Below are 14,355 nucleotides of genomic sequence, written 5' to 3' on the forward strand. Positions count from 1 at the left end.
AGAGAGAAGGTAATGATAATGTCCCATGAAACGAATGGTGTGATTTCGATGAAGTCCACCCATCCAGGTCTACAGATTCGGCTTTTACAAGTAAAGGATGCAGAACGTTTATTAGAAATTAGACGCCAACATTTTGAGTTTTTCAAACCATTCGAGCCAGAACGACCTGAACATTACTTTACCCTGGAAGAACAGGTGCGTCTGATTTCCAACGGCTTGGAAGCTGCACAAGCCGGACAGGGATATACGTTTGGACTTTTTTTACCGAAAAATGATAAGCTGATCGGCAGAATGGAGCTGTCTGGTGTCGCTAGAGGTCCCTTCCAAAATGCCAATCTGGGCTACTTCGTAGATCCTGCATATCATGGACAAGGCTATGCTACCTCCGCAGTGCAGGATATTGTCCGCTACGCCCTGAATGAGTTGGAATTACACCGTATTCAAGCTGGAGTCATGCCAAGAAATTCGCCTTCCCATCGAGTGATGGAAAAGGCGGGATTTCGCCGCGAGGGGCTGGCTCTCAACTATTTGAAGATTAATGGTGTGTGGGAAGATCATGTGTTATATGCGATAACGGCTGAGGATTTGCAGAATGACGCCTTCTGAATTCGCCAGGCGTAACTCCCTCAAGTTTTTTGAACACCTTGCCAAAGTATTTCTCATCCTGATATCCGACCATACCGGCAATATGGTGAAGGCGCAGCTTGTCATTCAGCAGTAACAGCTTTGCCTTGCTCATCCGGATCTGGCACAAATAATCGGACAGATTAACCCCGTACTCCTGCTTGAATTTACGAGAAATGTATTCCCGGCTGAGGTAAAAGCGGCTCGCTATATCCTGTAGGGAAATATCCCCGTCATAGTGAGCATCCAGATAGCGGGCAATATCACGGATCGTCGGGTTGTTTGGGCTATGGCTTGGCGTAAGTGCCTGACCGGCTGCCAGCAATCGATTTTCGATCTGTTTTTTCCATAAAGGTAGGGAAAGCACCCCACGGTTGTCGACTGGCAGGGCAGGTATGGAGTTGGACTCATCTGTCAGCTCCTCGCCTTCGGCATCTCCAGGTCTGTCATTCAGCCAGCGAGCCAGCATCCAATCCAGCTCTTGATTCCAGCCAGCGAGCTGCTCTGCTGTAACCGAAGGCAGCACGGCTACGGCTGCCACCCAGTCGCCTACCGCTGTAGATACGCGACTGGCATTACAGCTGAGCGCACTAAGCCGTAGTTCCTCTTCCATTTCAGACAACTGGGGAAGACGAACGGTCTGCCGGGCCGGAGAACTCTCATGTATCCAGTCGGTGGCCTGCAACATATCCCGTTTCCAGAGCGCTTGCCGTGCTTCTTGGTAGGCTGTGGCTGCCCCCATCGGAAAGGTTCCGAAAGAACCAACCCCGATGTGCATATAGCAGCGCAGCGCCGTTCTAATCCCTGTGTGAATCTCCTGCAAGAGCACTGGCCAACGAGCCGGCTCGGCCCAATACAGCAGAATAATTTCGTCCGTACGCTCCAGATGACGGAATGCAATTCCGGTTTGAGAAGTACCCAGAAATTCGTTGCAAATGTTAATGAGGGAAAAGCCTAGAAGCGCGCGGCGCGTTTTATATTTGTCCAGTATATCGGCATCCAGTTGAGTGGTACTCATCACTGCTGCATTACAGATCTGAATAGCTGTGGGAAGACGTAGCTCCTCACGTAAGGGAGTGATGGATAGCGCCGTACCGGAAATGAGTTCGGTCAGGAGTTTATCAGCATAGTGAGGCCGCATCCGATTGACCTCCATTGCCTGCATGGTCTGCCTGTTCCGGTCTTGCTCCGCAGTCCGCCAAGCTTGAGTAGCTTTACTGAGCGCCTCATTAATCTCTACCGGATCTACGGGCTTAAGGATATAGTCCATGCCTCCCCGGCGAATGGCCTGCCGAACCAATTCAAAATCATCATAGCCGCTGACCACCACGACTCTGGTAGCTGGAGAATTGGCTTGAATCCACTCCATCAAGGCTACTCCATCTCTACCAGGCATTCGCATATCCGTGAGTACCACGGGTGGGGAAAATGCGGTAATGACCTCAATCGCCTGATCGCCTGATTCAGCCTCGATCACCTCGGTCACACCGTAAGCTTCCCAATGTACAAGCATCCGAATGGCGTGACGTACATGCCTTTCATCATCCACAATCAGGACCTTCATTGACAGATCACTCTCCCTTAATATGAATTTCTGTATGGGGCTCGGTGCGAATTTCAAGTGTGAAACGAACGCCATGAGGCAGAATATTGTCTACACACAGGGTATTAGAACCATCATCCGAGTGAAGCTGGATACGTAATAGAACATTACGAAGACCAATAGAGTTTTGCTCATCAGTGTCTGATTCTTCATGGGCTTTCAGCGGACGTTGCAGCATATGCTGAAGCTGCTCCAACTCGGTTGGTGGAATCGAAGCGCCGTTATTTTCCACTTCAATCCTCACAATGCCTTCCCGGATTCGGCAGGCTGTAATACGAATCTTACCGGGTCCCAGCCGGGGATCGGCACCGTGTTTAAAGTAGTTTTCCACCAACGGCTGGAGAATCATTTTAGGCACCCGATCATTCAGAACTTGATCATCCCATTGATAGGTGACTTCTAATTGCTCACCGAAGCGTTCCTTTTGCAAATCAAGATATTGTTTTACATGCTCAGCCTCTTCCTTGAGTGTAACAATCGTATGGTCCCGCATGTTATAGCGGAGCATTTTGGCAAGGGAAGAGAGCAGCGAATAGATTCGCGGCACCTCATGCTGTAGAGCCAGTGTTCCAATAGACTGTAGCGTATTATATAAAAAATGAGGATTAATCTGTGCCTGAAGCGCTTTCAATTGGTGTGTCTTGTTTGCCAGTTCCAGCTTGTATTCCCGCAAAATGAGGTTGTTGATGGTATCCATCATCTGTCTAAAACGACGCGAGAGCACTCCAATCTCATCGTTGCTCATGGCCCGGATGTCTACATCCAGTTGACCAGACTGAATCTGGTTTATGTAGCGAGTCAGCCGCTTAATCGGTTCCGTAATTTTTATTGAAATCCATAACGTGGCGACAATAACGAGCAGCAATGCGGCGCCTGTAATGACCGCATTGATCTGGGTCAGTTGGGTAGCTCGCATATAAAGCGTCCGATGAGGGATTTTCTTGACGAGTGTCCAGCCTGACAGGTTGGCATCCAGTTTGCCATATACGTGCAGTGCTGTATCATCTTCAATTACACCGTGCTCGTCTTCTTTAGAAATTCGCTTGAGTAGGCCAGATTCCTTCCAGTGTGTTCCAATGGATGATTCTTTTCCACTATAGATGATCGTTCCGTTCCGATCAATTAAAAACAGCTCCTCTGTATCTGCATCATACAATTGACGGCAAATACTGCGCAGTGCCTCCAGATCAACGTCTATAGCCAGTACCCCAAGCGTTTCTGAAGACGGAATGTTCCGAATCGCCCGGTGGAGTGTAAATACCTGCCGCTCTGTGCTGTGCTCCGCATAGGAAACCGCCGAAAAGCCGTACAAATGCTTTATATGCGAGGGTTGTATGAACAGTCCGGAAGGGCCGTAATGGATAGAACCGGTAAAGGGCTCCAGCCGGAACTCCCGTAAAGGAACCGTGCTGGTAATCAGCGTAGATTGCCCAGCCTCAAACGAATGCAAGTACACCTGGTCAATACCTGAGGAAGCATTCATCATCGTTTGCAGCGTGGTGTAAATCTCGGCAACGGCCCGGTAATCATCTGGAATTTTAGCCAGGTTGCGCAGAAAATGAGGGTCATTATAGACTCCGATCGATGCGCGATTTAATCCCTGTAAATAGTTATCCAGATTCGTAATTCCCTGAAAAATAAGCCGCTCATTTTCTTGGGTGGCCTGCTCCCGTAAGGATTGCTTGGTGAGGATGAAGGTCATGGTCATTGAAAGCAGCAACGGAATGGTGACCGCAATGAGTAGAAACCAGATTAGGCGAGAACGAATGCTATGAAATTTCATGCAGGTAAGCTCCTTTCACAATTCAAGGCAGGCCTGAGGTCAATATTTTCCCCCTTAATGGTTCACGATCTTGCGTGTTCTCCAGAGCGCTAATTCGACATAATGAACATGTGAATTGCATATCCATACGGATTCAACGTCCACACTGCTTGCAAGGATGCCGTAGAGGAGCGTTCCAGACACCAAAGAGAACAAAGGGGGGATCGGTTTGAATCGCGCCAAGTCGTCGCAATGGCTCCAGCAATGGATTTTTGTAGGGCCATCGACGTTATTTTTCGTTATCATTATTGTAATCCCTTTCATGCTAGGAATGTACTATTCTTTTACAGAGTGGAATGGGGTAGCCAATCAGGCAAAGTGGGTCGGGCTGGATAATTTCAGTCACATTTTATTAAATGACGACAAATTCGGGACAGCGTTCTGGTTTACCGTCCGTTTTACGGTGATTGGAGTGGTGGCAGCCAATATCTTTGGTTTTCTGCTGGCGTATTTTCTAACCAAGCCGCTAAAAACAAAAAATGTGCTTCGAACTATTTTTTTCATGCCTAATGTGATCGGAGGTCTGTTGCTCGGTTTTATCTGGCAGTTTATTTTCGTCAAGGGATTTGCAGCGATCGGCGAGAGTACGGGGTTATCCTTTTTCAACCTGTCCTGGCTGGGAGATGAGATTACGGCCTTCTGGGGCATTGTGATCGTGTTTATCTGGCAAACAGCCGGTTATTTAATGGTGATTTATATCTCTTCCCTGACCAACGTGCCCCGGGATATGCTGGAGGCAGCCGAGATTGACGGAGCGAGCCGGATGCAAATCTTGCGGTCGATTATACTGCCTTTGATCATGCCCGCCATTACGGTATGTCTCTTCCTGGCGATATCATGGTCGTTTAAAATGTTCGATCTCAACCTGTCATTGACGAAGGGTGGTCCTTTTGGTTCAACAGAGTCAGTGGCGCTCAATATATACAATGAAGCGTTTGTCAATAATCGTTATGGGTTGGGAACGGCTAAAGCACTTATTTTCTTTATCATTGTTGCTCTCGTTACGAGCCTTCAGGTACGCCTGACGAAAAGTCGGGAGGTGGAATCGTAGATGGAAACAAACAATCGCTACCGCGTTGGAACCTGGGCGACTGAGTTGGTGATGATCCTCGTCGCATTGGTATTCCTCGTCCCGTTTTACTTTTTGTTCGTGAATTCGGTCAAAAGCTTTGGTGACCTGCTCACGGATTCTGCGGCCTGGCCACAAACATTTGTATGGAGCAACTATGCTAGAGCTTGGAGCATTACGCGTTTTCCTGAAGCGTTATGGAACTCATTCGTGGTTACGGTGGTCAGCAATCTGCTGCTCGTACTGATCAGCTCAATGGCTGCTTATCGAATGGTTCGGCATCCAACACGTTACAATCGGGTGCTGTTCAGCCTGTTCGTGGCCGCGATGGTCATTCCTTTTCAATCGGTGATGATCCCTTTGGTCAAGGTTGTAAGTACGCTGGATTTAATGAACAGTATTAGTGGTCTGGTAATCTGTTATCTGGGATTTGGGGCTCCTATGTCCATCTTTCTCTTTCACGGATTCGTCAAAGGTGTGCCAGTCGAGGTGGAAGAAGCAGCTACAGTAGACGGTTGCACGCCTTACGGGGTGTTTTTCCGGATTGTATATCCGTTGATGCTGCCCATGATGGTAACAGTTATTATTTTGAATACACTCTGGATTTGGAATGACTATCTACTGCCTTCTCTCGTGCTGCAAAAGGCTGAATTGCGCACCATTCCGATTGCAACCTATGCCTTTTTCGGACAATATACGAAGCAGTGGGATTTGGCATTACCTGCTCTGGTGCTGGGTATCTTGCCGGTCATCGCGTTCTTTCTGGCCATGCAAAAATATATTATACAAGGGATTATGGCAGGTTCGGTTAAAGGTTGAGTGTTGATTATGGTGCTATGAAACCTAGAATAGAAAGGAACATAAATATGAAAACGCATACTTTTAAAAAGAAAGCCCAAGCACTGATTTTGCTTTTTGCAGCTTTTGCTCTGGTTTTGGCGGGGTGTAACAGCAGTGGGGGGCAAAATGCAAGCAATGAGGAAGTTAAGGAGAAAACCATTCACATTTTTCAGTTTAAAGTAGAGATTGCAGAAGCACTAAATCGCATGAAGGGGGAGTATGAAGCGACTCACCCCGGGATTAAGCTCGACATTCAGACCGTAGGTGGGGGTAGTGACTATGGGGCGGCGTTGAAGGCCAAGTTTGCTTCTGGTGAACAGCCGGATATTTTTAATGTCGGCGGATATCGTGAGCTGGATACGTGGATGGAATATTTGGAGGACCTATCCGACCAACCTTGGGTTGGTGATGTGGTCGATGTCGCCAAAGAACCGATGACCAAGGATGGCAAGCTGTACGGTCAGCCAATGAATCTGGAAGGATACGGCTTTATTTATAACAAGGATTTGTTCAAAAAGGCTGGAATCACCGAGCCTCCTAAAACGCTGTCTGAGCTGGAGGTTGCTGCGCAAAAGCTGCAAGCCGCAGGGATTACACCTTTCTCCAATGGATACCAGGAGTTTTGGGTGCTGGGCAATCATTTGCTGAACGTGGCATTTGCTAATCAGCCAGACCCGTCGGGCTTCGTCAAGGGACTGAATGATGGCACAGCCAAAATTCCGGGCAATGCTGTATTCGCCGAGTGGATCAAGCTGCTCGATCTGACGCTCAAGTATGGCAATTCGAAGCCGCTCACGACTGATTACAATACGCAGGTAACGAACTTTGCCACTGGCAAGGCTGCCATGATGCAGCAAGGGAACTGGACTCAGGTCCAAATTGACGGAATTAATCCGAAACTGAATCTGGGTATTCTGCCTATGCCGATTGGTGAAGATGCAACAGCCGGAGATAAGCTGTTTGTAGGTGTCGCCAATAACTGGGTGGTTAATAAAAATTCGTCTGTCAAAGCTGAGGCCAAAGAGTTCTTAAATTGGATGGTGACATCCGAGCAAGGGAAAAAGTATATCACCAAGGAATTTAAGTTCATTCCAGCGTTCAAGAGCATCAAAGGAGAAGAGGCCGATATGGGCCAACTGGGTGCCGAAGTGGTGAAATACAGTCAGGAAAATAAACTGCTGGGCTGGTTCTTTAGCCGTTATCCTGAAGGAGCGCAGCAAGAATTCGGAAGTCAGATGCAAGCTTATGTGGCAGGTAAATCGGATGCTGGGAAGCTGTTCGAGGATTTCCAGAGAACATGGGATAATTTGAAGACCAAATAATTAAATAAAATACGCAGAAGAGCCTTCGTATGTCAGGGAGATTGCATGATCCTGAACATCCGAAGGCTTTTTTTGTTAACATAATTATACATTATAATAAAGCAGTACAATATCCCCGCGGCGTTCTATTTCTTGGAGTTCAAATGTACTTGGCAGTGTTCCTTCTGGAAATAACGGTATTCCTTGTCCAAGCACTTTAGGAATGATCGCAATGATCGCCTTTTCCAGCAGTCCAGCCTGCATGAAGGCCTGAACTAACTGACCTCCACCTACTAGCCATACCAAACCTTCCGATTGTTTTTGCAGACGCGGAACTAGCTCAGACAGAGCCTCGTCCGTAAATGTAACATGCGGTGCTTGCTCATGCTTCGCTAAAGACCGGGTGAGTATATAACAAGGCTTGCCAGCATAGGGGAAATCATCGGAAAGCTTCAATACCTCTTCATACGTCAGCCTGCCCATCAGTAGCGTGCCTACAGTGTCGTAAAAGTCGGCATATCCATTGTCGCCACCATCCCCTTTGACATCAAACAGCCAGTCCACCGAGCCATCCGGCAGTGCAATATACCCGTCAAGACTCACGGCAATATACAATACGACTTTGTTGGATTTTATAGCATCCATGGTTCATCACTCCTTTCTATCACCTATGTTACAATCTATTTATGACATACTTTGTCGTAGTAAAATAATCGTTTAAACTTTATTTTTATTAGAGGAGTACCTTATGAACGAACGCAGAATCGCACTTATGAGGATACTGGATTCCCGAAAAAAATATACGGCACGTGAGCTGGCCGAGCGGTTTGGTGTCTCCGTCAGGACGATTCAAAGAGATCTCGACTATTTGCAGCAGACCGGGTTACCCCTGTATACCGAAACCGGACCTCATGGCGGCTATCGGGCACTTCCCAATCGACTTCTTCCTCCCCTTCATCTTGCTCGCGATGAGGCTTTTGGTCTTTTTCTCATGCTGCAGCTGCTGGAAAATATCCCGGACATCCCCTTCGGGTCGGTGCGGGAGCATTTATCCGAGCACTATTATGCCGAGCTTCCTCAGGATGTGCGGGATAGCATCGATCAATTCAAGGACTATATCGCTTTTCGGATGATGCCGACTCACGCAGAATCACCCTACACCTCGCTCATTTTGGAGGCTGCGTTGAATAAACGTCGGTTGAACATGCTTTACCGCTCCGCTTCTGGGGACAAGTGGACGAAAGTATATCCGGTGGGGCTCTATTTTGATCACGGATATTGGTACATGCCTGCGCAAAGCGGAGATCGGATCATTTTGTACCGCTCAGACAGAGTGATGACAATGACCATACTGGAAGACACCTTATCCGGCCTTCCCACCCTTAAGGAATGGTTGACTGCGGAGGATTCGCGTACGGGAATTCCGTCAAAAATAGAATTTACACCATTAGGTGCTCGGCTGGCGGAATCAGACCCCCTCTTCCAAAATGTTTCTCATGAGAAATCGCGGGGTCAGGAATGGTACGGACATATCCCGGTCGAAGAGTTTAAATATGTATCCAGACTTCTGTTAAAATACGGGCCGGAGGCCGAGGTTATATATCCGAAAGAGCTGCGCATGCAAGTCAAACGGCTGCTGCAAGACAGCCTGAATCCTTATCTGAAGGATGATGAGGCCGATCAGGAAGGATAAGTCTCTTAATTGTTAATTACATGAATATTTAAGGTTATTAACGTATGACTTTCCAATTATTTTTGTGATAAAGTTTTGAAAAGAGCCCGTTTTCGTATATGATGAAGAGTAATAATTCAAAAGGCTGGACGGGAGACAGATATGAATCAACCGCTTTATGGAATATGGCTCGGAGATGTGTTTTTTTGCTTTTCTGGTGAGACGTCGGAACCACGTATTGATGCGTGGAGCAGTGTGATCCGCAGGCTGACGCTGAAGGGAGACCTTCGGCCGTTTCGGCAGGCTGCGTTGCGTCTTGCCGAGGTGCGGATACCTAACAATGCTCGCGTGGAAACCGCGGGCAGAGGTGGCAAAAGACGTTCCATGCTGGGGCGTACGCTGGAGGGTCTGGCACTGGAACCTCGCGAGACGATGGCTCTGCTGACTCGCTTGGACGAGAAGGGCTGTGCGGCTTCGGGCATTACGCTTGGCGAGGAAATGCAGTATTGGCAAAAGGCTGCTTATTTTGCACTGGAGCTGATGCAGCGGGGCGAAATCGTGCCATCACTTACAGAGGCGCGTCCCTCTGGACCGCGACGACGCGGTCCGGATGCGGCGGTAGGGGTGTGGATTCCTCGGCTTCGCGAAGAGGAGGACATCCGCCGCTTTCATGAGCTGGCAGCTGCGATGCCGGCTGTTTGTATGGCAGCTCCGGCCGTTTTTGCGGGCAAGGAGCCAGAAACACGTGAGGATGCAGCTGGAATGGTGCTGTATTCCTTCTTGTGTGCGGTCGTTCATGCAGAAACGACCGCGGTGCTGGCTGCGTCAGATCGTGAGCTGGGACGATATCGGGCAGATTATCGGCGCGGAGGATCACCGCTGGCGGAGCTGTGGTGGAACAGTCTGTTGACGGGTTCGCGTCAGGTTGCGATTCAGGGAACGCCTGCTGAGATGGAGGAGCTGGTTCTTCAGGCGTCCTCTCTTGAGGGAAGCACGATGCCTGTCACCGAACGGGAAGCCAAGGAACCCATTGAAGGGCAATTGCGTCTGTGCCTTCGTTTGGAGCCTTCTTTGGAAGAGAGTATCCAGGAATGGCGCATTACCTTTTGGGCAGAAAGCGATGCAGAGCCCGGATTACGACTGCCTGCTCTGGCATTGTGGGCATATCCTGAACGTGATCTGGTTCGCGGTGAAATTGTGTACCGTCAAGTGCAGGCGCAACTGCTGACGAGGCTCGGACAGGCGGCTGAAGCGGCACCTATATTGCAGGAAGCATTAAACCGCCCTTATCCCGAGGGGTTGACCCTGGAGCCGGAGATGTTCTTCCGCTTCCTGACGGAAGCCGTACCTTCTTTACAAAAGAACGGTATTACTGTGCAAATGCCTTCACGCTGGAGCCGGGAGGGGCGAAGACGTGCAGGCTTGCGGCTTAAAATGCGCTCGACAGAGCAGGGGACCAAGCCAGATGGTGTGATCGCCGATACATCGTCTGTTGGCATTAACCGCATGATTTCGTTTGATGCCGAGGCTGTGCTGGGGGATACGGCCTTGACGATGGAGGAACTGGAAAGCATCGTCGCGGCCAATTTGCCATACGTACGTCTCGGAGGGGAATGGATCGAGGTAGACCCCAAGGAAATTCGTCAGGTGCTGCGCTTTATCAAGCGTGGAGAAAACGGTGAAATGAGCTTGTCCGAATGGATGCATTTGGCTGCGGAAAATGAAAGTGCAGGCGAGGCCTCATGGAAGGGCTTGTCTATCTTTGGCGCGGAATCCGCCGGATTGCTTGCGTCGTTGGCTGAGGGAGGGGTACTCCGTTCCGTAGAGCCGCGTCCTGTGCCGGAGACGCTGCATGGTGCACTACGGCCGTATCAAGAGCGGGGTTTTCAATGGCTGGCTGCGATGCGCGGATTGGGCTTTGGTGTCTGCCTGGCGGACGACATGGGGCTGGGTAAAACGATTCAGGTTATTACCTGTCTGCTCGATGGTGGCATCGGAGCAGAGGATCAGCGTCCGGCGTTAATCATCTGTCCGACGTCCTTGCTTGGCAACTGGCAGCGGGAATTGAAGCGCTTTTCACCGGATTTGTCGCTTTATATTCATCATGGCAACCAGCGACTCCACGGGGAGCAGTTTCAGGAAAATGTACGCGAGTATGATATCGTCCTCACTACCTATCATTTGGCGGGCCGGGACGGCAGCGATTTATCTGCGGTCTACTGGTCTTCCATCGTGTTGGATGAGGCGCAATATATAAAAAATGCACGCACTAAGCAGGCACAAAGCGTCATGAAGTTGTCCGCACCACATCGGATTGCCATGACAGGTACTCCGGTAGAGAATCGCTTGAGCGAACTGTGGTCTATTTTCCAATTCCTGAATCCAGGGTATCTTGGTACAGCGTCTTCATTCCGCCAGCGGTACAGTCTGGCAGGAGAGGAACGGGGGTCCGCGTTGCGTGAGCTTCATCGTCTCGTCTCCCCGTTCATGCTGCGTCGGCTCAAAAGCGATCCGGATATCCGCAAGGATTTGCCAGAGAAGCTGGAGTTGAAGTCCTATTGCGTACTGACACCAGAGCAGGCCGGATTATACCGCGGTGTGGTGGATCAATTGTTGGGAACACTGGATGGACAGGTCGGTATGGCCCGCAAAGGGCTTGTCCTGTCGTCGCTGACCAAGTTGAAGCAAATCTGTGATCATCCGGGTTTAATTATTCCAGGCCGTGCTGACAGCAGTAAAGCCGAAAACTCGGGCAAAATGGAGCGACTGCTGGAATTGGTAGAAACCATTCGCGAGAACGATGAATCGGCGCTGATTTTCACCCAATATGTGTCGATGGGAGAACTACTGGTTTCCCGTTTGGCCAAAATTTTGGGAGAAGAGCCATATTTCCTGCATGGGGGACTGGCGAAAACCAGACGGGACGAAATGGTTCACAACTTCCAGCAGGGAAAAGGACCGAATATATTCGTACTTTCCTTGCGTGCAGGTGGCGTGGGTCTGAACCTGACGCGTGCCAGCCATGTCATTCACTATGATCGCTGGTGGAATCCTGCGGTGGAAAATCAGGCGACAGACCGGGTATTCCGTATTGGTCAAAGTCGCAATGTACAAGTGCACAAGTTGATTTGTCAGGGGACACTGGAGGAAAGAATCGATGAGCTGATCGAGAGCAAAAAGGCACTGTCCGAACAGGTTGTCGGCTCGGGTGAACATTGGCTCACCGAAATGTCTGATGATGAACTGCGTGGTCTGATTGCGTTGCAAAATGATGTATGGATCGAGTGAGCAGAGAAAGGATGAAGGCGATGACGAGACCGCGAGTGAAGCTGGACGTAACTGACGGTCGATGGATCGTGGGATTTGACGGAAATGGGCCGGAAGGTGAATTGACGGGTGTACCTTCCGCACAACCCGTCCAATGGACTGGCCCAGTGCCTGTACTGAACCTGGAAGAGCGAGGGGCATGGCTGGAGCAGCTAAAAGCGGAGCCTTTGGACATCTACCGTCTCCTGAAAGGAGAAGCCTGCCTGTCGCTGGATGAAATTGTTCAACTCGCAGCTGAGACCGCCGTTTCCAGCAGAGAGAATGGAGTGGATGCAGTCGAAGACGTGAAGGAAGCTCTTCAGGCTGGACTGAAAAACGAGCCCCAACACTGTCCGGCGTTGATCGGAATGACGCCGGAAGAGCTGCTGGAGTACGTGTTTAGTGCTTGGGCTGGAGAGTTATCCCATGTGCAGAGAACCTCCCCCGCGCTTGAGCCTACCTCACGCGCGGAGGGCGGACGCAGCGGATCGGCAGCAATTAGCGAATGGATTGCAGAATCCGCAGCTGAAGGAGCATTGCATCGTCCCGGAGCAGGCTTTCATGCCATTGAAATCCATCTGCCACAGAAACTTGCTTTCAAGAAGGAAACTGATATTACGTCTTTGCTGCCGAGGTTACCCCGTGCTGAAGAAGCATTGAAACTCATACGTGAACGGGTAGCCGAGCGAGCTCGGGCTGCAATCTCGCAAAAACGTCATAATCCGTAACAATTCGGGGATATGCTTCCTTTTTCGAGACTGTTCACCTTCATTGGATAGGATAACAGCTTCGAAGTGTGTCCAAAGTTCAGTTACAATGGGGAAACGGAAAAGTTACTGCAAGTCATGTATCAATTGCAATATTGGAGGAGATACCAGCATGAAACGACATATACAACAGACGCGCACATCTCAGCGATGGACTAAAGCGCTTATTCCGGGGCTGATCCTGCCGGGCCTATTGCTAGCAGCGTGCCAGCAAGGAGGATCAGGTGGACAGGAAAGTGAGCCATTAAAATCGTCTACAGCGGTACAGGAGAATGTACAGCCTTCCACCCAGCCGGATGCGGGGAATGGCAGCGCTAGCGCTGGACAAGCCACCGCGGGTACTGGAAGCGGACAAGCCGACCCTGTAATGGCGTTGCGGAGCCAGAGTGTGCTGCAAGCTACGGTTAAGGAAGAGGATGGAACAGCGGTTGTCACCAATGCGACTTCAGATACAGTCGTTGTGAACAAAAAGCGCAGCTTGCCCGTGGGCTATGTCCCGGATGATCTGGTGGAGCCGCAGGTGCCTTTTTCCTTCGAGGGACCGCATGAGAAGCGGCATTTGCGTAAGGAAGCGGCAGAGGCACTGGAGAAGCTGTTCGACGGTGCGAAAAAGGACGGCATTGAGCTGCGTGCGGTATCGGGATACCGTTCCTATAAGCGTCAGGTGTTTATTTTCAACAACAATGTAAAGACAAAGGGGCAGGAATATGCCTCTAAAGTCAGCGCCGTACCAGGTACGAGTGAGCATCAGACGGGATTGTCCATTGACGTATCCAGCCCCAGCGTAGGCAATGAGCTGGAGCAATCCTTCGGTGCTTCCAAGGAAGGTGAATGGCTGGAACAACATGCACCGGAATACGGATTTATTATTCGTTATATGAAGGGTAAAGAAGATGTGACCGGCTATGTGTACGAGCCTTGGCATATCCGTTATGTGGGAGTAGATATTGCAGAGGATGTAGCCAAGCAGGGGCTGACACTTGAGGAGTATTTCGACGAAAGCAATATCAAACTATAACCGCTACAACCAAGCCGTAATCCTGGGGATTGCGGCTTTTTGTCGTATTTTTCTTCCAAATTGAACCTTTTCAAGGTAGAATCTCGTATAGTGAACGACGACAGATGCTTGGATTTATAGTAAACCTCATGACAGAAGCGTACAGGAAGGGAAGGGAATCATCATTTATTATTCATTAACGTATCGCGAATGGTCAGAAGACACTCAAAAGGAACTGCGCAGCCTAACACGGGAGTCCGTATCGGGAGATGAGCTGTTCCTGCGCAAGCTTGTAGACGCTACGCGTCTCCATGACAAACTGTGGGCGCATATCTCGAATGAAAGTGAGGAGCA

The 14,355-nt window shown here is 49.8% G+C and carries 11 protein-coding genes; 8 read left to right on the forward strand and 3 right to left on the reverse strand.

What is annotated here, in order from left to right:
• Positions 1-18: 18 nt before the first annotated feature.
• Positions 19-606, forward strand: a complete 588-nt coding sequence (locus G9G57_RS16300; RefSeq protein WP_016819488.1) for a GNAT family N-acetyltransferase — start codon at positions 19-21, stop codon at positions 604-606.
• On the opposite strand, the gene G9G57_RS16305 is transcribed toward G9G57_RS16300, so the two are convergent.
• Together G9G57_RS16305 and G9G57_RS16310 are read right to left on the reverse strand one after the other, a co-directional pair.
• Complete coding sequence (locus G9G57_RS16305; protein WP_016819489.1) at positions 536-2,188, reverse strand: response regulator; 1,653 nt, start codon at positions 2,186-2,188, stop codon at positions 536-538. The genes G9G57_RS16300 and G9G57_RS16305 overlap by 71 nt on opposite strands.
• A 7-nt stretch (positions 2,189-2,195) precedes the next feature.
• Positions 2,196-4,010, reverse strand: coding sequence for a sensor histidine kinase (locus tag G9G57_RS16310; RefSeq protein ID WP_016819490.1), 1,815 nt, complete (start codon positions 4,008-4,010; stop codon positions 2,196-2,198).
• Between the two features lie 208 nt (positions 4,011-4,218).
• On the opposite strand from G9G57_RS16310, the gene G9G57_RS16315 reads away from it, so the two are divergent.
• From G9G57_RS16315 to G9G57_RS16325, 3 genes are read left to right on the forward strand one after another with little or no spacing between them, the layout of a single operon-like run.
• Positions 4,219-5,100, forward strand: a complete 882-nt coding sequence (locus tag G9G57_RS16315; RefSeq protein ID WP_016819491.1) for a carbohydrate ABC transporter permease — start codon at positions 4,219-4,221, stop codon at positions 5,098-5,100.
• On the forward strand, positions 5,101-5,937 hold the full coding sequence (locus tag G9G57_RS16320) for a carbohydrate ABC transporter permease (RefSeq protein WP_016819492.1): 837 nt from the start codon (positions 5,101-5,103) through the stop codon (positions 5,935-5,937).
• 47 nt (positions 5,938-5,984) lie between these two features.
• Positions 5,985-7,280: an ABC transporter substrate-binding protein gene (locus G9G57_RS16325; protein WP_017428031.1), complete on the forward strand. Its 1,296-nt coding sequence runs from the start codon at positions 5,985-5,987 to the stop codon at positions 7,278-7,280.
• Positions 7,281-7,364: 84 nt separating this feature from the next.
• Here G9G57_RS16325 and G9G57_RS16330 read toward each other — a convergent pair whose 3' ends face one another.
• The gene (locus tag G9G57_RS16330) at positions 7,365-7,904 is read right to left on the reverse strand and encodes a dihydrofolate reductase family protein (protein WP_017428030.1); all 540 of its coding nucleotides are present in this window, start codon (positions 7,902-7,904) and stop codon (positions 7,365-7,367) included.
• Positions 7,905-8,007: 103 nt separating this feature from the next.
• On the opposite strand from G9G57_RS16330, the gene G9G57_RS16335 reads away from it, so the two are divergent.
• The 4 genes from G9G57_RS16335 (at position 8,008) to G9G57_RS16350 (ending at position 14,022) form a co-directional block, all read left to right on the forward strand.
• Positions 8,008-8,952 (forward strand): helix-turn-helix transcriptional regulator, encoded by a 945-nt coding sequence (locus tag G9G57_RS16335; RefSeq protein ID WP_017428029.1) that lies wholly within the window; start codon positions 8,008-8,010, stop codon positions 8,950-8,952.
• Between the two features lie 141 nt (positions 8,953-9,093).
• Positions 9,094-12,219 carry a DEAD/DEAH box helicase gene (locus G9G57_RS16340; RefSeq protein WP_117290104.1) on the forward strand — a complete coding sequence of 1,042 codons (3,126 nt, stop codon included), beginning with the start codon at positions 9,094-9,096 and terminating at the stop codon, positions 12,217-12,219.
• A 20-nt stretch (positions 12,220-12,239) separates the two neighbouring features.
• Positions 12,240-12,965, forward strand: a complete 726-nt coding sequence (locus G9G57_RS16345) for a phosphoribosylglycinamide synthetase (protein WP_153794378.1) — start codon at positions 12,240-12,242, stop codon at positions 12,963-12,965.
• A gap of 151 nt (positions 12,966-13,116) precedes the next feature.
• The gene (locus tag G9G57_RS16350) at positions 13,117-14,022 is read left to right on the forward strand and encodes a M15 family metallopeptidase (protein ID WP_164965249.1); all 906 of its coding nucleotides are present in this window, start codon (positions 13,117-13,119) and stop codon (positions 14,020-14,022) included.
• Positions 14,023-14,355: the final 333 nt, after the last annotated feature.

Source organism: Paenibacillus sp. EKM211P, assembly GCF_011066175.1.
GTDB classification, from domain to species: domain Bacteria; phylum Bacillota; class Bacilli; order Paenibacillales; family Paenibacillaceae; genus Paenibacillus; species Paenibacillus polymyxa.